At 40.8% G+C, this 22,495-nt stretch carries 19 protein-coding genes; 4 read left to right on the plus strand and 15 right to left on the minus strand.

What is annotated here, in order from left to right:
* Positions 1–261: 261 nt before the first annotated feature.
* On the minus strand, positions 262–699 hold the full coding sequence (locus tag M1F91_RS04620; RefSeq protein ID WP_247912820.1) for an Rrf2 family transcriptional regulator: 438 nt from the start codon (positions 697–699) through the stop codon (positions 262–264).
* A gap of 70 nt (positions 700–769) precedes the next feature.
* The gene (locus tag M1F91_RS04625; RefSeq protein ID WP_247912821.1) at positions 770–1,609 is read right to left on the minus strand and encodes a metallophosphoesterase family protein; all 840 of its coding nucleotides are present in this window, start codon (positions 1,607–1,609) and stop codon (positions 770–772) included.
* Between the two features lie 142 nt (positions 1,610–1,751).
* Here M1F91_RS04625 and M1F91_RS04630 point away from each other — a divergent pair, with 142 nt between their 5' ends.
* The gene (locus M1F91_RS04630) at positions 1,752–2,204 is read left to right on the plus strand and encodes a universal stress protein (RefSeq protein ID WP_247912822.1); all 453 of its coding nucleotides are present in this window, start codon (positions 1,752–1,754) and stop codon (positions 2,202–2,204) included.
* A 32-nt stretch (positions 2,205–2,236) separates the two neighbouring features.
* Here M1F91_RS04630 and M1F91_RS04635 read toward each other — a convergent pair whose 3' ends face one another.
* A complete protein-coding gene (locus M1F91_RS04635) occupies positions 2,237–3,628 on the minus strand; it encodes a Cof-type HAD-IIB family hydrolase (protein ID WP_247912823.1) in 1,392 nt (463 codons plus the stop codon).
* 65 nt (positions 3,629–3,693) lie between these two features.
* On the opposite strand from M1F91_RS04635, the gene M1F91_RS04640 reads away from it, so the two are divergent.
* Complete coding sequence (locus M1F91_RS04640; RefSeq protein ID WP_247912824.1) at positions 3,694–4,656, plus strand: asparaginase; 963 nt, start codon at positions 3,694–3,696, stop codon at positions 4,654–4,656.
* Positions 4,657–4,695: 39 nt separating this feature from the next.
* Here M1F91_RS04640 and ccpA read toward each other — a convergent pair whose 3' ends face one another.
* A complete protein-coding gene (ccpA, locus tag M1F91_RS04645; RefSeq protein WP_004251755.1) occupies positions 4,696–5,703 on the minus strand; it encodes a catabolite control protein A in 1,008 nt (335 codons plus the stop codon).
* Positions 5,704–5,907: 204 nt separating this feature from the next.
* On the opposite strand from ccpA, the gene M1F91_RS04650 reads away from it, so the two are divergent.
* Positions 5,908–6,225, plus strand: coding sequence for a DUF960 domain-containing protein (locus tag M1F91_RS04650; RefSeq protein WP_004251754.1), 318 nt, complete (start codon positions 5,908–5,910; stop codon positions 6,223–6,225).
* Between the two features lie 33 nt (positions 6,226–6,258).
* On the opposite strand, the gene M1F91_RS04655 is transcribed toward M1F91_RS04650, so the two are convergent.
* The 9 genes from M1F91_RS04655 to M1F91_RS04695 form a co-directional block, all read right to left on the minus strand.
* Positions 6,259–7,542, minus strand: a complete 1,284-nt coding sequence (locus M1F91_RS04655) for a DUF308 domain-containing protein (RefSeq protein WP_247912825.1) — start codon at positions 7,540–7,542, stop codon at positions 6,259–6,261.
* Positions 7,526–8,356 carry a 2-amino-4-hydroxy-6-hydroxymethyldihydropteridine diphosphokinase gene (gene folK / locus M1F91_RS04660; RefSeq protein ID WP_247912826.1) on the minus strand — a complete coding sequence of 277 codons (831 nt, stop codon included), beginning with the start codon at positions 8,354–8,356 and terminating at the stop codon, positions 7,526–7,528. Before folK ends, M1F91_RS04655 begins: the two co-directional genes overlap by 17 nt.
* 38 nt (positions 8,357–8,394) lie before the next feature.
* The gene (gene folE / locus M1F91_RS04665) at positions 8,395–8,949 is read right to left on the minus strand and encodes a GTP cyclohydrolase I FolE (protein WP_045614600.1); all 555 of its coding nucleotides are present in this window, start codon (positions 8,947–8,949) and stop codon (positions 8,395–8,397) included.
* Between the two features lie 3 nt (positions 8,950–8,952).
* Positions 8,953–10,251 (minus strand): folylpolyglutamate synthase/dihydrofolate synthase family protein, encoded by a 1,299-nt coding sequence (locus M1F91_RS04670; RefSeq protein ID WP_247912827.1) that lies wholly within the window; start codon positions 10,249–10,251, stop codon positions 8,953–8,955.
* Between the two features lies 1 nt (position 10,252).
* Positions 10,253–11,197 carry a dihydropteroate synthase gene (gene folP / locus M1F91_RS04675; RefSeq protein ID WP_247912828.1) on the minus strand — a complete coding sequence of 315 codons (945 nt, stop codon included), beginning with the start codon at positions 11,195–11,197 and terminating at the stop codon, positions 10,253–10,255.
* Positions 11,198–11,493: 296 nt separating this feature from the next.
* The gene (locus M1F91_RS04680) at positions 11,494–12,693 is read right to left on the minus strand and encodes a phosphoglycerate kinase (protein ID WP_006151517.1); all 1,200 of its coding nucleotides are present in this window, start codon (positions 12,691–12,693) and stop codon (positions 11,494–11,496) included.
* A 158-nt stretch (positions 12,694–12,851) separates the two neighbouring features.
* On the minus strand, positions 12,852–13,361 hold the full coding sequence (locus M1F91_RS04685; protein ID WP_247912829.1) for a hypothetical protein: 510 nt from the start codon (positions 13,359–13,361) through the stop codon (positions 12,852–12,854).
* Positions 13,362–13,363: 2 nt separating this feature from the next.
* Positions 13,364–13,900, minus strand: coding sequence for a hypothetical protein (locus M1F91_RS04690; RefSeq protein WP_247912830.1), 537 nt, complete (start codon positions 13,898–13,900; stop codon positions 13,364–13,366).
* A 242-nt stretch (positions 13,901–14,142) separates the two neighbouring features.
* A complete protein-coding gene (locus tag M1F91_RS04695) occupies positions 14,143–18,945 on the minus strand; it encodes a bacterial Ig-like domain-containing protein (protein ID WP_247912831.1) in 4,803 nt (1,600 codons plus the stop codon).
* 299 nt (positions 18,946–19,244) lie between these two features.
* Between M1F91_RS04695 and M1F91_RS04700 the strand changes: the two genes are divergently transcribed.
* Complete coding sequence (locus tag M1F91_RS04700; protein ID WP_247912832.1) at positions 19,245–20,876, plus strand: Na/Pi cotransporter family protein; 1,632 nt, start codon at positions 19,245–19,247, stop codon at positions 20,874–20,876.
* Between the two features lie 29 nt (positions 20,877–20,905).
* Here the strand turns inward: M1F91_RS04700 and M1F91_RS04705 are convergent, their stop codons facing one another.
* Together M1F91_RS04705 and pepA are read right to left on the minus strand one after the other, a co-directional pair.
* A complete protein-coding gene (locus M1F91_RS04705) occupies positions 20,906–21,202 on the minus strand; it encodes a bacteriocin immunity protein (protein WP_247912833.1) in 297 nt (98 codons plus the stop codon).
* Positions 21,203–21,226: 24 nt separating this feature from the next.
* Complete coding sequence (gene pepA, locus M1F91_RS04710; protein WP_247912834.1) at positions 21,227–22,291, minus strand: glutamyl aminopeptidase; 1,065 nt, start codon at positions 22,289–22,291, stop codon at positions 21,227–21,229.
* Positions 22,292–22,495: the final 204 nt, after the last annotated feature.

Consider the following 22,495-nt stretch of genomic DNA (forward strand, 5'->3'; position numbering starts at 1 on the left):
ACTAAAAAATTCTTGCTTTTTTACATGAACGAGTTAAAATAGAGACTTTTATTACCAAAGAATTCCCTTATAGGATAAAAGAAGAGCTAGGAATCATAATCCGTAGAAGAACATAAAGAGCCACTTTAATGTCACACATAGAGCTACAAATTCACGGATAAAGGCTGATATAATTCCTGTAGCAAGATACATCTTCTTCTCCTTTATCTAATTACATTTCATCATAATTATCCACATAGAAAAAGAGGAACTAAGGTCCTCTTATCCTTCTATCCTACTCTCTGCATCTGCCACAACTTGAGCAAGACTGGTTTGGCTTAATTCTTCTTCCATGGCTTCTTGAATTTTATCTAACTTTTCATCTAAAACCCCATGAATATTGGCTCCTACTGGACAGTCAGGATTAGGATTATCATGGAAACTAAAGAGTTGTCCAGTCTTTCCAAGGCATTCCACCGCTTGATAAATATCCAAAAGACTGATATCCTCAAGATTTTTGATAATTTCTGCCCCTCCAGTTCCACGCGCGACGGAAATCAAGTCTGCTTTTTTCAGTTGGGACAAAGTTTTTCGGATAATAACAGGATTGACTCCAACACTACTAGCGAGAAAATCACTAGTCACCTTGCTTTCCTTCCCTTTTAGGGCAATGATTACCAACATATGTGTCGCAATGGTAAATCGGCTTGAAATTTGCATGCAGTCCTCCTTTATTATCAACAAAGCTCATTCTTCTCTTATATTTATTATATCTCCTAGAGTTGTAATGTCAAGAGTTACGACTAAGCCAGTCGTCCAATTCAACATCATGTCCTTGACTCTGAGCAATTTCGTGCAACAAGTCCTGATTATGAGTATGGTGAATTCCATTGACTAAGCTTTCATAGTATACCTCATAATAGGGCAATTTCAAATCTCTAGCCAATTGTAATTCTGACTCAACATCGTAATCAACACGACGAAAATCTATATCCTTCAAGCCTTGGTCATCAAAATCCAAAATCATATATTGCGCCCGCAAATCCTCACGTAGACTTGCTGATAAAAAGAAGGGTTGCCCAATTGAACCTGGATTTAAAATGAGTTGTCCCTCGCTCCCATAGCGAAGAAATTGCTGGTGAATATGCCCATAAATCGCAATATCACAGTCAGGATTGGTTACCAAACGGTCAAAATCCTCCTGCTTGCCAAGATGGATCAGTTCTCTTCCCCAATTTTTATCCGGCAAATGATGGCTTATCCCTACCTTCAGATTTCCAAACTGGCGGTGTGTGTGCATGGGAAATGCCTGTAGAGCTTCAATATCATCTATACTAATTTCTTCCATAATATACTGACATTGGCGCAAGAGGTAGCGATGGCTAGGTCTACTTGTATCTAATTTTCGATGAGCAGCCCGCCATAAACTCTCTTCCCAATTCCCCAAAACTCGAACCGTAATCGGCAAGTCCTCTAATCGTCTGAGAATATTTTTTCGTCCTGTTCCAGGCATGAGAATATCTCCCAAAAGCCAATATTCCTCAGCGCCTGCCTTCTCTGCATCTGCTAAAACAGCTTCCAGTGCTCTTGTATTTCCATGGATATCTGAAAGTACCGCAATTTTTGTCATATGATCCCCTCTTGCATTCTCTCCTTTAATTATAACACTCTCAAAGTCAAAGTCAAAAAGCATTTTTGCTATCATGTTTTACTTTACTTTTTTAGTGAAAAGGATTACAATGAAGGTGATAAGAAATGAGGAGGTTTTTGCTATGACACAACGTTACGAAAACATCATGGTAGCAGTCGACGGTTCTAAAGAAGCTGATTTGGCTTTTATCAAAGGAGTTCAGTCAGCATTACGTAACCAGGCTAAATTAACCATTGCGCATGTAATCGATACTCGTGCTCTTCAAAGCATTTCAACATTCGATGCAGAAGTTTACGAAGAGTTACAAGTTGAGGCCCAAGATTTGATGGCAGAATATGAAAAGCGTGCAAAAGATGCTGGTCTTAAAGATATTCAAGTTGTCATCGAAATGGGAAATCCTAAAACTCTTTTGGCTAAAACAATCCCTGATCAAGAACACGTTGATTTGATTTTGGTTGGAGCAACAGGGCTTAACGCCTTCGAACGTTTACTTGTCGGCTCTTCATCTGAATATATCCTTCGCCACACAAGCGTTGACCTTCTCGTCGTCCGAGACAAGGATAAAACTTTATAATTAGACTAAAAAAGGAGCCAATGCGCTCCTTTTTATTGTTTATTTTTTCTTTCTTTATGACGTTCATAAGCTCTAATCTGACGCTCAAGCTCCTTCTTGATAGCTGGTTCTGGAGCATACTTCTCCTCCCAGCCTTCCGGCTTAAGTATCTTGTGAGTCACAGGATCAAACTGTGCCTTGCCATCTGGGAATATTTTACCCATGTTTGCCTGATGGACAATCTCGAATATCCGCTCTGGGTCCACTCCCATCAGTACAAAACTACCATATGTAAAATAGAGGGTGTCAATCAAGGCATCGACTTGTCCAACCAAAGTACTTGCAGCCGGTATTTTTTGAGAAACTTTATCTGCTGATACATCAAGCGCCTGGTGCAAATCTTGTACAGCTTGTTGAAATTCCTCTTCAGAATTGCTTGCAGCACGGACAAATTCAACTAACTCTTCAATCTTAAAGCCGGCGCGATAAGTCGCCCCTTGCAAATCCCAAGCTATTGGTTCTTCTTGAGTTCGCTCGTCCATCATATGATGGAAGGTTTTAACCTTGTTAAAATGATAGTCACGACTGACAAAGACTTTTTCAGAAGACAAAACTCCAAAATATTCCAAAGCCTTGTGAATCCCATCATTTTGGTTGCTGGCAGTAATATGCTTAGCAACTTCTTTTACGCTGTTGCTACCATTTCCCATGGCAACAGACATCCCAACACCAGCCAACATTTCCAAGTCATTATCTGAGTCCCCAAAGGCCATGACTTGATTGAGATCAAAACCATACTCTTTCCCGACACGACGGATACCCTCTAACTTAGAATTTCCTTGATTGATAATATCGGCCGCGAATGGATTACTTCTGGTAAATTTCAAATGATTTAATACTTCAGCAGCATGGTTTGTCTCCTCAGGCGTCATCAACATAAGCACCTGATAGATTGGTTGATTGATTAAGTTCAACAAATCATCTTCCTTCTGAGGAAGGGCCTTACTGACCATACGATTAAAGGAATGACTAACAGTACGAGTCAAAAATTTAGGTACAAATCGACTAACTAGCTGTGAAAGAGGGCTGAGTCCAAAGGACATAATCCGAGAACCGACAACGTCTTGTCGCGTTCCCATGGCAATCTCTTTTCGATTTTCCTTGGCATAAGAGATGATTTGTCTGAGACTTCTCTTATCAATAGGGCTAGCAAAAAGAACTCGATCTTTGTTAAAGATATATTGGCCATTGTAGGTCACTGCAAAATCCAGATCCAAATCATCCATCAAATCCTTAACAAAAAAAGGTCCTCGCCCTGTTGCTACCCCAACAAGCACCCCTTGTTCTTTCACAATCTTGATAGCTTCCTTAGTGGACTTCAAAACACTCTTACTGTCATTTACAAGCGTTCCATCAATATCAAAAAATACAGCTTTGACTTCCATTCTATCTCATTCCTTTCTTTTATGATACAATGATTATACCATATTTCAGAAAAAGTGAGTGAATCATGACTAAGAAAATCCTTGTTTTACATACCGGTGGCACTATCTCCATGCAGGCAGATGAATCTGGAGCTGTAAGGACTAGTGCTGATAACCCTATGAATCATATCTCTAATCCTCTCGAAGGTATCGAAGTCCATTCCTTGGATTTTTTAAATTTACCTAGTCCCCATATCAAGCCTAAACACATGTTAGCCCTCTACAAAAAGATTAAACAAGAGGCATCAGCCTATGATGGTGTTGTCATTACACACGGTACTGATACTTTAGAAGAAACGGCTTATTTCCTCGACACCATGGAGGTACCTCATATACCTATCGTCCTGACAGGTGCCATGAGATCTTCCAATGAACTGGGAAGTGATGGGGTCTACAACTATCTTAGCGCCTTACGAGTGGCCAGTGATGACAAGGCTGCAGATAAGGGTGTGTTGGTCGTTATGAACGATGAAATTCACGCCGCCAAATATGTCACAAAAACGCATACTACTAACGTTAGTACCTTTCAAACACCAACTCATGGACCACTCGGGCTCATTATGAAGCAGGAAATTCTCTACTTCAAAACGGCTGAACCTCGTGTTCGTTTTGACCTTGAGAGCATTCAAGGGCTGGTCCCTATTATCCCTGTTTATGCGGGCATGACCGATGAACTTCTCGATTTACTTCCTGTTGACCAACTAGATGGATTGATTATTCAGGCTTTTGGCGCTGGAAATGTACCAAAGGAAACAGCTGAAAAATTAAAATCTCTCAGTCAAGCAGGACTTCCTATTGCACTAGTCTCACGTTGTTTCAATGGGATTGCAGAACCTGTTTACGCCTACGAAGGCGGTGGTGTTTGTCTTCAGAATGATGGTGTATATTTTGTAAAAGAACTTAACGCTCAAAAAGCACGACTGAAGCTTCTTATTGCAATCAATGCTGGACTTAAGGGCGATGAGCTCCAAGCTTATATGGAAGGATAATAAAAAACCAGGAAATCAGCTAGATTCCTGGTTTTTTTATTACTTTTTGCGAGTTGATTTGCGTTCTGTCAAACCGTGAGGTAGGAGGACTTCACGTTCTTCTAATTCCTCTTTATGCATAATTTTAGTCAACATACGCATACTAATCGCACCTAAATCATACAAGGGTTGTGCGATAGTTGTAAGGCTTGGTCGAGTAAAGCGTGCGATTTGAGAATCATCACTCGTAATGATTTCAAAGTCTTCTGGTACTGAAACTCCATGATCAGCCAAGCCGTTCAAGAGACCAGCTGCCAATTCATCACCAGTCACAATCGCTGCAGTTGCTTTTGAAGAAACTAAGCGCTCTGCCAAAGCATAACCATCATCATAGCGATATTTAGATTCAAATACAAGTCCTTCACTATAGTTGACTCCTGCTGCTTTCAAAGCTTCTTTGTAGCCAACCAAGCGAATTTTACCGTTAATATCATCTACCAACGGGCCACTCACAAAGGCAATTTTTTTGTTACGCTTCAACAAATGGCGAACAGCATCCGCAGTAGCATTCTTATAGTCAATATTAACACTTGGAAGCTGGTGTTCTACATCCACTGTTCCTGCAAGAACTACAGGGGTACGTGAACGTGAAAACTCTGAGCGAATTTTCTCTGTCAAGTGATAGCCCATAAAGATAATACCATCAACTTGTTTTGAAAAGAGTGTATTCACTACTGCCACTTCTTTTTCATCATCCTCATCACTATTCGCAAGGACAATGTTATATTTGTACATCTCTGCAATATCATCAATCCCTTTTGCTAGCGCAGCAAAATACGTGTTAGTGATATCTGGGATGACAACCCCAACAGTTGTTGTTCGTTTGCTTGCCAAGCCACGAGCTACTGCATTTGGACGATAGTCTAGGCGATCAATCACCTCTAGAACTTTCTTACGAGTGTTTTCTTTGACATTCTTGTTACCATTGACTACACGACTGACAGTTGCCATTGAAACTCCTGCTTCTCGGGCAACGTCATAAATTGTTACTGTATCATCTGTGTTCATACCGTTTCCTTTCTAATGTTGAAAATTTTGTTTTCATGTTTACACCACTACTAGTTTACCACTAATTGTAAGCATTTTCAAGGGATATATAAACTTTCTTTGAAAAATTTTCACCGATAATCATGTTTTTGTAAATCAGTTTACTTTTCTTGATTTTTAGGCCAGTTTGCAGTATGATAATAAAAAATTAAGTAGGAGGCATGGATGGCTTTTACGGATTCTCATAGACGCTGTGCTAGCTTTGGAGTGGTAACCAATCTACCAGACGATGTGATTGACTCAATCTGGTACATTATTGATCATTTTTTAAAGCATGTTTTTGAATTAGAAGATGAGTTGGAATTTCAGCTCTTAAACAGTAACGGTTCCATCACCTTCCGTTTTTCAAGTGAGCATCTACCTACAACGATTGACTTCGATTTTAATCATCCCTTTGACCCATTGTACCCACCGAAAGTACTTGTTATGGATATGGACGGTAAGGAAACCATCCTCCTACCTGAAGAAAATGACCTATTTTAAAAACTCTAGCCTTCTGACTAGAGTTTTCTTTTTTTAATAAATAGAACGACTGACCACGATACCACTCGGTTTTTTAAATTCTAAATCAAGATAGTCCTGATAAGTCCCAGGGACGATAAAACCTTGGGGACTCAGGATATCAGTTCCAGCCTCTCCAACAATAGAGTCGGCCAATAGAACACAGTTTGTACTGAGAACAAAGTAGGTTTTAAATTTAGATGATGTGAACTTATAGAGGGTTGCATCAGCCTCGTGTTTCAGCTGATAAGAGTAGGTATGTTTGACCTCTCCTTCCCTTCTTTTCAGTAGTTGTGAACTTGGCTCCCAAGGTATCAAGAGGCTTTCTATCTCTCTCAATCGTTCTTCGATGGCTTTTTTCTGTTGTTGAGACAGGCTTAAACCATAGGTGAATAGGGTTTTCTGGCTTTCTCTCTTACAAAGTTCAATATATTTTTCACGATTAGCCTTAAATAAAACCCCGTCGCCAATTGTACCAAACAAGCGTTCTGAATGTGGGTCATAAGAGCCGTAGGAAATAACCTGACCTTGATAGCAGATATCTACATGACCCATGGCCAAGAAGAAAGATGATTCTGAAGTATGGATGAAAATTTCTAAATCAACAGATTTTTCATTTTTTCTCTCCAAATGCACTTCATTTTCTTCTACCTGATGACTAGATAACCTTTCATTCCATCGTCGTAAGGTGCTGATGGGAATCAAGGCTGTCATAAATATAGGCAGGGTCATTCTCATTCTACGCTTGAGCTTAGGATTGCTTCTCCCTTTTTCAAAAAAGAAACCATCTCTGAGACTGCTTGCCCCTAACATCAGTAAGTAAAAACCAAGTAAGAGTAATTCAAAATTTGTCGCATCATGAAAAGGAGAAATACTATAGAGACCAAATCCCATCATCCATAAAGCATCAAATAAGTAATTAATCCTTGGATGAATATGATTTTTCCGGTATAGTAACCAGGTAATCAGACTGATTAGGCCTGTAAAAAGCTGATAACTTCCAATGATAATAACCAAGAGATAGAGAGCGATGTCCTGCAAGATGACTGAATCAAATAGGATGAATGCAAGAAAAAGCTTGGCTAGAGTTACAAATATGTTTTCTCTACGGGACTTTTCTTGAAACCATCGCGTCAATAGTTGCCAAACTGCCGACAAGAAAAAGTAGGCCATCAGGAGTTGGTAACCCAGTATCGGAACTACCTGCCCAAAACAAATCAAGAGGAGCCCTAAGACAATAGCTACAAGACCTTCCCCTATACTTTTCCATTTACTATAAGTTTCAGAAACCTTGCCCATTTTCTTTCTCCAATTGAAGATATAAGTGACGAATCGGTTGTCCTAGGACTGGATGGATGAAATGAGGCGCAATTTCCTGCAGCGACTCTAAGACAAAGAGTCGCTCAGCAACATAAGGATGCGGTAAGATGAGGTCATCCGTATAAATAACTTGATCCTCTACAAAGAGCAAGTCCAAGTCAATCAAACGAGGTCCCCAATGCACTTCTCTAATCCGACCCATTTCTGCCTCAATGTCCAACAAGGTTTCTAACAAGACTGGAGCCGGCAGCCAAGTTTCGACTTCAACCACCTGATTGGCAAAACTATCTTGCTCGACACCACCCCAAGGCTCAGTTGTAATCACACTAGATTCTTTGAGAATACGAATCTCTCGAGTACGCATCTTGTCAAGAGCTAGTTCGAGATTAGCCGTCTTATCCCCCATATTGCTGCCTAGAGCAATAAAGGCTCTTTGTTTGCGGCGATGGATGGTTACTGAACAGGTATCAAGTGGTAGATGAATAGGCGCCCATGGTTTTTTGAGTTCCAGTTTAATTTCTTGAACTATTGGATAGATTTCAAAAGTACGCTCTACTAGTTTGTAGGCAACTGTTTCAATCAAGTCTTCAGTGGTTTCCTGAAACCAAGTCGTCCATTGCTGACAGAGCTCGCCATAATGGACAGAAGCTTCCAAATCTAAGTCAGTAGCAGCCTTGGTCATATCATAGGATAAGCTTGCATCAATGATAAATTTTTGGCCCAGTTCCTTCTCACTCGGGAAAAGACCATGATAGGCAAAAATTTCCAAGTCCTTAATGCGCAATTGATCCATAACTAGTCCTTTCTAGAAAAAATCGTTTGAATCGATTTTTATAACCCCATAAGACGGTATGCTTGATCTCGAAGATCTTTGTCTGTCTCAAATACTCCACGAGCTACTGTTGTCAAGGTTGCAGTTCCTGGTTTTCGAACACCACGCATGCTCATACACATATGCTCTGCTTCAATAACAACGAAAGCACCTTTGGCACCAAGATAGTCCATCAAAGCATCAGCCACTTCGATATTCAAGCGTTCTTGAATCTGTGGCTTTTTAGCATAAACTTCCACAGTACGAGCTAGCTTTGACAAACCTGCCACACGTCCGTCTGGAATGTAGGCGATATGAGCTTTCCCATAAAATGGCAAGAAGTGATGTTCACACATGGTATGGAAAAAGATATCCTTTTCTACTACCATATTGTCATCAATAATTTCAAAGGATTTTGACAAATGCTCCTCCGCAGTTTGACCAAGTCCTGAAAAAATCTCTTGGTACATGCGAGCTACACGAGCAGGAGTTTCCTGCAAGCCTTCGCGGTTAACATCTTCACCGACCGCTTCGATAATCATTTTTACAGCCGTCTCAATTTTTTGTGTATCCATTCTCTAATTTTTCCTCTCCATTAGATAGGCTCTCACTTGGGCTAAAAAGTATAATGAGCCCGTGATAATCCTAACTGTTTTTTTCTCTTCATTTTCTGTCATTTTTTGATCTAGAAATTCCTTCCAACTTTGATAGTTGAGATTTCTAGAATAAGCTACTTTTTTTAGTACTTTTTCGTCTGTCGCTCGACCGTCATCAAAGTGAGTCAATGTCAGCTCAGTATCTGGCAAAGTTTCTAACAAGTCTAACATATCCTCCAAGGCCTTGGTTTTGATACATGTAAAAAGTATTTCCTTGTGATAATCAGCAAATCGTTCTTCCAAGGTAGCTAATAAAGCCTTGACAGCATGGGGATTGTGAGCCCCGTCTAAAATCATTAAGGGTTCTCTACAAACAACTTCAAAGCGTCCTGGCCAACTTGTTTCTTCTAAGGCTTGAGCCAACAAGTCATTTTCTGGTAATTTCTGACCAGTCTCTTTGCAATAGCTATCTAACAAGGCCAGCGCCATCCCTGCATTCTCTATCTGGTGCAAACCCAGCAATCCTGTCTGGAAGCGACCTTGTCTAAGCGGGCTTGTATAGTCAAAGACTTCTCCCGTCTCCACACTCCCTTGATGACTGACTTGATAATCTTCCCCATAAACAAGCCTAGGAGCCTCTTTCACTTTCGCGATTTGGTTGATAACTGCTAAGGCTTCTGGGACAATATTCCCCGTTACCAGGGGAACTCCTTGTTTGATAATTCCAGCTTTCTGCTCCGCAATAGCTTCCAAGCTATCCCCTAGTAGAGCTACATGGTCCAACCCAATGGTCGTAATGCCCGTTAAAATCGGTTGACAGACATTGGTGCTATCCAAAAGTCCGCCCATACCTACTTCCATAATGGCCACATCGACTTGCTCAGAAGCAAAATAATCATAGGCTATAGCAGTGATAATCTCAAACTCTGTCGTTCCCTGCAAATCATGAGCATGTTCCCCCTCAAGTAGTGAGCGATAGTCTACCATCAAGGTCTCTAATCTTGCTTCTGGGATAGATTCCTCATTAATGGCAATCTGATCGGTATAATGAATCAGATAGGGTGAGCTAAAGACTCCAACTCTTAGCCCCATCTTTACCAACATGTTCTTCAAAAAGGCTATAGTAGATCCCTTACCATTGGTTCCTCCGATATGGATAACCTTGAGTTTCAGATGGGGATTGCCACGTAGGGCTAACAGCTTCACCATCCTTTCCAAACCAAAATGCGGTTGGTCTGTCCGATAGTTAGCTATCCACTGTTTCGTTTCGTTTTTATTCATCTTATTTATACTGTTTCAAGTTTAAATTTTCCGCATCATCTGCCAGACGAATGGCTGATGCGATTTCGACTGCCATCTTGTGGCTGGCTACATCGTGTACACGCACCACTTCCACACCTTGTCTAGCAGCGATACTAGTCACATGAGCTGAAGCCGTATCACGATTGCGGAAACCAGCTTCAGTTTCTGGATTGACTTCAAAGCCATTTTCTTCCAGAATATTGATGACAAAGCGCTTGCGAGAGACTCCTAAAAAGATAGGATAGCCCATCTCGTGTAATTTATCAAGGTCACGTAGAAGTAGCAGATTTTCCTTTTTGGTCAAGCCAAAGCCAATCCCAGGATCCAGCATAATCTTTTCTTTCGAAATTCCTGCTTTTTCCGCTCTTACTAGAGCACGGTCAAAGAAAGCTGTCATCAATTCTTCTACTGGTAGTTTTTCAAACTCAACTAAGTCTTCCTTTGTAAAAGGCTCTCCAAAGCCAAAATGAGGGAAGATAAGTGAACTAGGGTGCTGAGGGCGTGCCATTACTGGATTAAACATGATGACTACCTGAGCTCCAGCTTTGGCAACCACTTCCGCCATTTTCTCATCCCCCATAAGACCTGTAATGTCATTGACTATATGGGCCCCAGCCTTTAGAGCTGCTTCTGCAACTTGACTTTTCCAAGTGTCTACCGAAATCAAAACATCACTTTCTTGACGGATAGCCTCAATGACTGGAACCACACGTTGTATTTCCTCTTCAATCTCAACATAGCTACTTCCAGGTCGAGTAGACTCTCCACCAATATCTAAAATAGTGGCACCTTCAGCAATCAATTTTCGAGCTTGTTTTAAGGCTTCTTCAATAGCAAAAAATTGGCCCCCATCAGAGAAAGAATCTGGGGTGACATTGATAATACCGCAAATAGCTGTTTTTGTATGATTGTCTCTTTTTTCCACGATTATTACTCAAATTTCATTTAGATTGGTATTCCTCTATTTTACTGTTTTTTTTTGATTCTGTCCAATTATCCCTCGGTACTCTCAAACTTTACAAGAGCGAAAAAAAGAGAGTGGGACAGAAATCGGTAATTCGTTAGAATTCGATTTCGTCGTCCCACCTCCGCACAGTTGAGAGGGTTGTAAAAACTGATGAAATCAGCGTAGTAGAGACCACTCAACCACTGCGTCCTGCTCGAAAATCCAAAGACAATTGAGAGGCTAGAACTTTTGTCCCAGCCTCTTTTTTTATATTCTTATTTTTCAGTCAAAGCTGCAAGTCCTGGAAGAACTTTACCTTCAAGAAGCTCCATTGAAGCTCCACCACCAGTAGAAATCCATGAGAACTTGTCTGCACGTCCAAGGTTGATCGCTGCGGCAGCTGAGTCACCACCACCGATGATTGATTTAACACCTGGTTGTTTCACGATAGCGTCCATCACACCGATTGTACCAGCTTGGAAGTCAGGGTTTTCAAATACACCCATTGGTCCGTTCCATACAACTGTTTTAGCACCAGTCAAAGCTTCGTCAAATTTAGCGATAGATTTAGGACCGATATCCAAACCAAGGAATCCTGGGTCTACTGCTTCACCTTCAGTGTCTTTCACTTCAGTGTAGTCAGCAAATGCATTCGCTTCTTTTGAGTCAACTGGCAAGATCAATTTACCGTTTGCTTTTTCAAGAAGAGCTTTAGCGACATCCAATTTGTCTTCTTCTACAAGTGAGTTACCAATTTCGATACCTTGTGCTTTGTAGAATGTGTAAGTCATACCACCACCGATAAGAACTTTATCAGCTTTTTCAAGCAAGTTTTCGATAACACCGATCTTGTCTGAAACTTTTGAACCACCAAGGATCGCCACGAATGGACGTTCTGGAGCTTCAACTGCTTCTTGGATGTAGGCAATTTCGTTTTCAAGAAGGAATCCAGCAACTGCTTTTTCAACGTTTGCTGAGATACCAACGTTAGATGCGTGTGCACGGTGAGCTGTACCGAATGCATCGTTTACGAAGATACCATCTCCAAGTGATGCCCAGTATTTACCAAGTTCAGGATCGTTTTTAGATTCTTTCTTGCCGTCAACATCTTCGTAACGAGTGTTTTCAACCAAGAGAACTTGTCCATCTTCAAGAGCGTTAATCGCTGCTTCCAATTCAGCACCACGAGTAACACCTGGAAGGAATGTAACTTCTTGACCCAATTTAGCAGCCAAGTCAGCGGCTACAGGAGCAAGTGATTTACCTTCTTTGTCTGCTTCTTCTTTTACACGTCCAAGGTGAGAGAAGAGGATTGCACGTCCACCTTGTTCAAGGATGTACTTGATAGTTGGAAGAGCTGCAGTGATACGGTTATCGTTAGTGATCACGCCATCTTTTACAGGTACGTTGAAGTCAACACGAACGAGAACTTTTTTCCCTTTCAAGTCAACGTCTTTAACAGTCAATTTTGCCATTAGATATGACTCCTTCTTTTTTTTTACGTGTTAATTATATCACAAAATCAATAAAAGAGATAGCAAAACCTTAAACTTTTCTTGCTCTCTATTACATCTGGCAAAATTGACATTAACTTTGTTTAGCAAATAAAACCTTTATCCATTTTCATCTCTAATTAAACCTGTCTTTGATACTTTTTATTAAATAACCACTGCAGATTGATCCGAGGTTTGGGCTGGGCTTCAATAACTGGAGCAAAAACTTCTCTAATCTCCTGTTTTATTTCAGATTCATGAATCTCTCTTTTGGGTTGCTCCCCTGATAAATCAGTTACATGGAAAAATCTAAAGGTACTATCAAAAGCTACAGTTACACGATTTTTATGATATAAAAAATTCCCCATAGAGTTAGACAAAACTACTTCGGCTTTGGTATTTTCGATAGCATTTCCTCCATCATCATCGTAGCGAATCCCCTCAATTTTCGGGGTATAAATCGAACCCATATTTTCAAGTAGCATGACTAAGTCGGGCTCTGTCCCCTCCTTATGAGGCATCTGTTGCGCATAGTAGACCGAATAATATTTCAAGTTGCTATAAGCGTATAAACTCAACCCTAAGAATACAACTACCCCTATACTAAATACTAGGATAGTTCCTATAATGATCCCTTTTAATGCTTTCATCTCTAATTAAACCTGTCTTGATACTTTTTATTGAACAACCACTGCAGATTGATGAGGGGTTTACTCTGTACATCAAGTATGGTTTTAAGGGTCTCTCTAATCTCTCCTTTTATCTTTGTTTCATCAATTGTTGCAGTATCAATTTCTTTATACTCTTTATCGAGAGCCCACTCAAGCTCAAAATTCTTATCAAACTTATAGGATACATCGTTTTTATCACTGTAGTGATAACCTCCACCGAACTCACCAAAACTTGTAGGATGACCACTTGAATCAATAGAATTTTCGATAAAATTCGCTCCATCATCATCATAGCGAATACCTTCAATTTTCGGAGTGTAAATCTCCCCCATGTTTTCAATCAACATGACTAAGTCGGGTTCTGTTCCCTCCTTATGAGGCATCCGTTGTGCATAATAGACTGAGTTAGATAGCAAATTAATCGTAGTAACAGCATACATACTCGCTCCTATAAATACTACTAAGCCAATGCTCACTACTACAATGATTACAGCAATTACTACTTTTAATGCTTTCATCTTCTTTTTCCTTTCTTATTCCCAAACCAATTCTTGATGGGAGTAACGATAAATATCTTTTAAAACTCAATATACATAATCAATCTTCAAAGCAAAACATGCAGATATCTAACTACAACAATTCTTATGAAATAATAAAGATCTTAACATAAACATTCTAAGAATGCAAAAAGGCAGGAGCCAAAAATAGCTCTTGCCTTTTAATACTATTATCTTGTCAGACGGTAATTTAGAAGTTCAACTTAATCTTCTTTTTTCTTTTGAACGAGAAGTCCAAAGCCACCTAGGACTCCAACCAATCCAAGAGCCAGAAGATTTGCATCTACCCCTTCACCTGTACTTGGAAGTTGTTTTCCTTCAGGTTTTTCAGCTTGTCCTTGTGCTTTTGCTGGTTCCTGCTTATCTGCTTGTGCTACTGGAGCAGGTGCAAGAGGTTTGTCATCTTGGACATCCACTTTTGGCCCAATCTCAACAATCTCAGTAATAGTTTCTTTGATAAGCTCTGTTCCCTTAAGACTGCGGTTGCCTTCAGTATCAACTTCTACAAGATTTCGACGAAGTCCTTCAACTCCTGCTTGAACCAAGCGACGTTCTCCTGCTTTAAGACTAGGATTTACTCGTTCTTCATGGCCGTATGCAACTTTTTCTTCTTCAATCACCAATGCTGGATTGCTGATAGTCAAATCTTTGACTCCGTCTAGCGGTTGAACACGGCTTTCTACCTTGGTACCAACTTCAGTAATCTCAGCCACTGCTTCCTTGACTACTTCTGTCTCAAGAAGAGTGCGGTTGCCTTTGGTATCAACTTCAATCAGACGACGAGTCTGACCTTCTACACCTTCCTGAACGATTCTACGTTCACCCAACAAGAGGTCTCCTGAAGGACGTTCTTGACGTTCGAAGGCTTGAGTTTCTGTTTCAACCACTAGCTCAGGTAGAGCTTCAACTGTTGGAGCAGTTTCACCTTCTTCTAAGCTACCTACATGGTGGCTTTCTTCTGCAGGAGCTAGTTTCTTATTCAGCTTTTCTTTCATGTCCGCAAAGGCTGCTGGAGTTGGATTTGTTGAACCAATAAGAGTTTCTGCTTGAGCGATGATTGGATCGTCTGCATTTTTCTCACGAACTTTTCCTAGAAGAGTTTCAAGCTCTTCCTTAGCTGTTTGATAAAGCTGTACACCATCCAAGTCTGCACCTGCTTGTTTTAAATCGTTCAGGGCTTGGTTGACCGCTTCTTGACTAGCATCGTGGTTTTCTAAGATGGCTTTTGCTGCATCAAGCTTCTCAACAAGAGCTGCTTGTTTTGCTACATCCGCAAATGTATAAGCTAATGTTTCTTTGCGTCCTTGAGCAGATGTGATTTCTTGTTTCAGATATTCGTCGTTAATGGCTGCCTTAGGTGATACTAGAACATCAAATTCGACAGTTTGTCCTTGATAGTGCAACTCAAGTTTTTGACGACCTGTCTTTTGAGGATCATAGCCTGTAATTTCGACTCCTTGGTCTGTAAAGCTATGTTCTGTCTCAGTTTCATCGTCATACAAGACCTTGAAGCGTCCTTCTGATAAATCAAGAGCATCGCCTACAAAGTAATCAATCTTCGGTTGTTTACTAATATACAGGGCTGCGACTTCTTTTGGACCAGCTTCTTCACCAGTCACTTGAACCTTGAAGCTTCCTGCAACTGGAAGACCAAGATAGGTTACTGTTAACTCTTGTTCGCCATGATGGTGAGCATCGTAGCCGTTGACTACAACACCAGCATGACTAAGGTTGATGACTTCGTCTGCTTCTTCACCTTCGTATTTGACACGGAGAAGACCACCTTTAAGATTCAATTCCTCGCCAACTTGGTAAGTTGTCTTTTTAGGTGCTGCTTCTAGACTGACAGATTTAATCTTTCTTTCATCCTGAGGAATCGTTACAGCAAGAGTATTACTGATTTCTTTCCCTGGCAATTGTGTACGATAGTAAAGAAGGCTTGGACGTTTTTCAAAGCTCAATGGTTCTGTTGCCAAATCTCCTCCAACTACCGTATTTAAGGTAGCGATTGGAGTTTGTGAATCTGCCTTGTCATAGACTGTAATGGTTGCTCCAGCAGGAACTTCTGAGAATCCTAGTTGAATCTTATTATCCGTTAGAACACGCGCTGCAACTTTACTCATTGGAATGTTTTGGCTCTCCGTATCAAGAGTTTCATACATCTTCCAGTTATAGATACGAATGGCTTTCCACGGTGTTCCATTGTCAGACGTGATGACGTTCAAGCGCCAGTCTTGCGCAGTGATTGGGCTATCAAGGGTGATATCCGAAACATGGGCTTTATTGCCACGAACAGCTTTAGCTAGTTTCCATTCGCCTGCTTCATCTTTGTAGTAAAGGTCAAAGTCCTTAGTATTCATCAAACCATCGTTGACAGATTCTCCACCCGCACCAGCATGGTCCATGACCCATCTAACGACACGGCGTGGTTGTGTCAAACGGATATCAACGCTACCACTCAACTGAGCAGAAGACCATTTATCAGATAAGCTAGTGATAGTTCCATTCAACATACCTTCGATACCTTCGCCGCCTTCTGTGTCTGGGAAGGTACTTCCGATAACAGTAGCTCCTGGAACGATGTTCTCTGCTAGAGGTCTTGGAAGGCTTGTATCTTGGACAGTCATTCCCCACTCAAAGTTTGTAGTTGCTGCTTCAGAGCGAAGGCCATTCTTACCAACTGCGACAACCTTCAACTCCTGACTAGTACCAGTTGCACTAGCTGAACGGCTAACTTTTGGTAGATAGATCGTAGTGGCAGATGAGCCTGTCAATAGGCGCCAAGCATCGCCATCCTTCTCATAAACTTCATAGAAATCAGCGTCTTTATTTCCAGTAAATTGAACAATAGCTTCAGCTTCTTGGGCATTTTTAAGGGATTGTTTAGCTACTTTAAGAGCTGTTGGTGCTTGAGGAGCCTCTTGATTATCTGTCACAGTCAACTCACCCAAGTTAAATTGATATCCCTTAAGGGCAGCAGTATTTTCAAAAGTGAGCTTGATACCGTAAATAGTCTGACCTGCCAAGGCACTCAAATCAAATTCATCTTTTGTCCAATCGTCAGATAGAATCAGCTCTTTACGAGCATTCTCGCCACCATAAGTATAGTTTTTCTGAGTCGCAAACTCTACATAGACCTTGCTTCCCTTACCACCTTTATGAGCAACACGAAGTTTTGTTTTATCTGTTACTTCCAGTTTTGTAGAGTAGAGACGAACATCTTGGTTGGTATTTTCAGCTAAATCACCCGCAAACTTAAGTGAGTTACCACCATTGTAGGCATCTTCAAAGTCATAGTCAGCTTGAAGTTTAGCACCTGATGAAGTTTGCCACCAGCGCCATGTAGGCAAGATACCTGATACAGAACGATAGTTCCATTCAGAATCCTTAGAAACTTTGCCGTCTACAAACCATTTTTTACCATGTCCTGTGTTAAAGGATGTTGTAAAGGTACGGCCTACTGCTGGTGTACGGTCAGCTACAAGGTTGGCAATTCCGTACCAGTCCTTGTCCTCTGGTTTTTGACCAGTTGGATCTCCTTGATAACCTGTAAAGAAGATATTTTCATTCTTATGGTAGTCTTCGCCTGTCTTACCAAGACTAGTAATAGTATCAGGTGCAAAGAGTCCAAGCGACAAGCGGAGCTTGCCATTTTCATCTAGAAGGGCATCCCATTTCACTTTTGTCTTGTAGGAACCACCTTGTTGCAATTCCAAACCTGCAAAAACATCATACTGACTACGTCCAAGCCATTTTGCCATAGTTACAGAGTAGTCATTTTTCTCTTTGGTCCAGTTAAAGTTGGCAAAGAAGTGATCCGCAGGGACCTTGTCTCCCTCTTTTTCCATGAATTGGTAATTGTATTCACCCAAACCATCTTCATGATAGCGACCATATTCATAGGTCATGGCATCATACCAAGAATATTTCACTGGATGATTGACTTGAGCCGAATATTCCTTGGTATAGAGCATGAAGTCACGCATTTTCTTACCAAGAGGCGTTACGATATCTCCTGTTGTTTCTTGGTTGATAAAATATCCATCAAATCCATAATATTTAGCCAAATCAACCAACTTACGAGCGATAGGGAAAGTTCCGTCTTCGTCTTGTTTAAGGGCTTCGGCAAATTTTTCTTGGTCTGCAATACTATTAGACCAGTTGAAGAAGAGTGTACCCAATACAGGGACACCATTACGGTGACCAGCATCAATCACATCCGGAGTTGGAACGAGCCCTTCCCAAAAGACCATTGAATTCAAGTATTGCCAGTAGTCAAAAGCATAGGCTTTAAACTCTTCACCACCTACAGAAGCGTGGTCTTTAGCCTTAGAGTTAGTATTGGCAAGAGCTTCAACTTTAGCATCCTTATTGGCTTTTTCGTTGACTACATGCCCACGGTAACGTTTAGCCAATTCAACCGAGGAACGATTAATAGCGTCGTCTTCACGGGCACCCGGTTCCCATTTCAACAAATCTTCCCAAGTGTCAAACTTAATTTCTTTTGGTCGAAGACTTTTTTCTTCTTTCTTAGGAACATCTGAAACAGTTGCTTTCTCTTCAGCCTTATTTTCTGTAGCCACAGGTGCTTCTTTAGCCTTATTTTCTGTAGCTACAGGTGTTTCTTCAGCCTTATTTTCTGTAGTTACAGGTGTTTCTTCAGCCTTAGGCGCTTCAGCAACCGGACTAGCTACTTCCTTATCAGCTGCAGTCAATTGGTCCAAGGTTGGTTTTTCTTCTGAAATAGGTTGTTCACTAACCTTGTTTTCTGTCTCTTCCAACTGCTTTAATACCTCAGGTGAAGCTGTAGTTGGTTGCTCTGATGTGGCAGGCGATGCTTGCTCTGTAGCCACAGCAGTAGTCCTTGTTTCATTCGCTGGGATTGCAACTTCTTCTGCTAGAGCTTGGTTGGCAAATAAAACCGAACCAATCATCAAAGAGCAGGCACCCACTGATAATTTTCGAATACTATAGCGACAACGTTTCTCAAAAAATGGATTCTTCATTTTTTCTCCTTTCACTTCCAAAAAAAGTAAGCGCTTTATTTTTATTTTAAAAAAGTAACTGCCCTTAAAATAGCAGAACTGTTCATTTTTATTTTACGATATTTATAAGTAGAGTCAACAGTCATCCTAAAATATCTATAAAGGGGTGAATAAATAATATAAATTAGACAATCAATTACTTTTTTTACATTTTCATGATATTTTTCTAAAAAAATGTGTTTACTACTTGTTAGATTGCTTAGAATCCTTTAAAATAGAATGGGAGAAATTCCGCGATTAGTTTTCGGAGGGAAAATAAAATGTCCATTAATTGGCAGGAAATTGCATTTCACTTTTTAGGTGGCCTGGGACTATTCTTATATAGTATCAAAACCATGGGGGACGGTTTGCAACAAGCAGCTGGAGATCGTCTTCGATTTTACATTGACAAATATACTAGCAATCCTTTCTTTGGAATTTTAGTTGGAATTGGGATGACTGCCCTGATTCAATCGAGTTCAGGTGTTACGGTTATTACAGTTGGTCTGGTTAGTGCCGGACTATTGACCCTGCGTCAGGCTATTGGGATTGTTATGGGAGCCAATATTGGAACAACTGTCACATCCTTTATCATTGGTTTTAAATTGGGAGACTACGCATTACCTATGCTCTTTCTCGGAGCAGTCTGTCTCTTCTTCACAAAAAATAGAACCATCAATAACATCGGACGAATTGTCTTTGGTGTCGGCGGTATCTTCTTTGCCCTCAATCTTATGAGTGGCGCTATGGAACCCCTTAAGGATTTACAAGTCTTTAAAGACTATATGGTAGAACTTAGTAAAAATCCAATCTTGGGTGTTCTTGTCGGAACAGGTTTAACCCTTCTGATTCAAGCCTCCTCAGCGACCATCGGGATTCTACAGAATCTCTACGCTAGCCATCTGATTGACCTTCAGGGTGCCCTACCAGTGCTCTTTGGAGATAACATTGGAACAACCATCACTGCTATTATCGCTTCCTTGGGTGCTAATATTGCAGCCAAACGTGTGGCAGCAGCCCATGTGGCCTTTAACGTTATCGGGACTGTTATCTGTATTATCTTCCTCGTTCCATTTACAGGCTTAATCCAATGGTTTGAGAGCTTCTTAAATCTAGCTCCAGAAATGACCATTGCCTTTGCCCACGGAACCTTCAACATTACCAATACAATCATTCAGTTTCCATTCATCGGAGCTCTTGCCTTCATGGTAACCAAACTTATCCCTGGAGAAGACGAAGTTGTTAAATACGAGCCACTTTACCTTGATGAGCAACTGATCAAACAAGCTCCATCTATCGCTCTTGGAAATGCTAAAAAAGAACTTCTACACTTGGGTAATTATGCTGCGAAAGCCTTTGACCTCTCTTACGACTATATCATCAACTCTAATGAAAAAGTTGCAGAAAAGGGACATAAGACTGAAGAAGCTATCAATACCATTGATGAAAAATTGACTCGTTACCTCATTAGTTTATCTGGTGAAGCTTTGAGCCAAAAAGAGAGTGAAGTCTTAACAAATATCCTTGACTCTTCACGAGACTTGGAACGTATCGGAGACCACGCAGAAGCCTTGCTCAATCTTAACGATTACTTGCAACGTAAGAATGTTCAATTCTCTGAGGCTGCCTTAGAAGAACTAGCAGAGATTTATCTTAAAACTAGTGATTTCGTCAAAGATGCTCTTGAGAGTGTGGAAAACAACGACCTCGAGAAAGCTCAAGCTCTTATCGAGCGACACGAAGACATCAACAACATGGAACGTGTCCTTCGTAAGACTCACATCAAACGTCTAAATAACGGAGAATGTTCTACCCAAGCAGGTGTCAACTTTATCGATATTATTTCACACTACACTCGTGTATCAGACCACGCTATGAACCTTGCTGAAAAGGTTTTGGCAGAACAAATTTAAAACGAAAAAAATGCTTTGATTCTTTCGAATCAAAGCATTTTAAATAGTTCTCCAATCATAAAGGCAGATGCAGCAGAACCTCTGTACTTGGCTTCTTCTCTTTTGATAAAGCGGGCCAGATTGACTAACTCTGGCGCTGGGGTCTTGGGATTCTTGAGTAGTTCAAGTGTGACTAGCCCTGAAAGTCGGACTGCAAGCAAGCGCTCATTGGTGCCGGGCAACTGCTTAGCAGTCTCTACAAGTGCAAGCACTAGATCTTCACTCAGGTTTTGACGGGCATTATTGTAAAGATCCCGTATCAAGGTTTCTAGGTTTGGTTCTTCCATCCCTATCACCTCCATCTTTTCTGTTTAATAATTTTTGATTAAATCTACTGTAGAACGATCCAATTTTTTAACCAAGGCTTGTAAGAAAGCTTGAGCTTCAAGGAAATCGTCCATAGCATAAAGGGTTTGGTGAGAGTGGATATAACGGGCACAAACGCCGATTGTTGTTGATGGGACACCACCATTTTTCAGATGAGCTGCACCTGCGTCAGTTCCACCTTTTCCACAGTAGTATTGGTACTTGATTCCAGCTTCTTCAGCAGTTGTCAAAAGGAAATCCTTCATACCTGGGAGAAGCAAGTGACCTGGATCGTAGAAACGAATCAAGGTTCCATCACCAATCTTACCTTGACCACCATAAACATCACCAGCAGGTGAACAGTCAACTGCCAAAAATACTTCTGGATCAAATTTGGTTGTTGAGGTATGGGCACCACGGAGTCCAACTTCCTCTTGGACGTTAGCCCCAAGATAAAGTTCATTTCCCAGTTTTTGGCCTGACAAGTTTTCTGCCAATTCACTAACCATGAGAACTCCGTAACGGTTATCCCAAGCTTTGGAGATAATATTTTTTTCGTTAGTTGTTAGGATTGCACTACTATCTGGAACGATGGTATCTCCTGGGCGGATACCAAAACTTTCAGCCTCAGCCTTATCCGCAAAACCACCATCAAAGACGATATCTGAAACAGCTGGCATGGTTGGCCCACCTGTTCCACGAGTCAAATGTGGAGGTACTGAACCTGAGATGACTGGAATTTCACGTCCTTGGCGCGTAAAGAGTTTAAATCGTTGGCTGCTGACAACCATCGGGTTCCAACCACCGATTTCAACTACTCGGAAGGTCCCATCTGGCTTGATTTCACTCACCATAAAACCAACTTCATCCATGTGAGATGCTACCAAAACACGAGGTGCATCGACTGCTTCTGAATGTTTGATACCAAAAATACCACCTAGGCCATCAGTCACTACTTCATCCACGTGAGGAGTTATCTTCTCACGAAGATAAGCGCGTACAGGTGCTTCATGACCTGAGATAGCAGAAAGTTCTGTTACTTCTTTGATTTTAGAAAATAATGTTGTCATTTCTATCCCTTCTTTCTTTCAACCATTTTACCACTTTTTATAGGAGAAGGGTAGTGGGAAGGTGGATTTCTAAATTGTACCTTTTCCACTTTCTACAAATCCTATTTTATTTTCTAAGTAGTAAAACAGTATTCCCTTGTATATGAGGAAAGGTCTTAAAAAAAAATTATAACACCAACGTCTTTACTTTTATGAAACTATAAA

Source organism: Streptococcus sp. oral taxon 431 (assembly GCF_023110115.1).
Lineage (GTDB): Bacteria > Bacillota > Bacilli > Lactobacillales > Streptococcaceae > Streptococcus.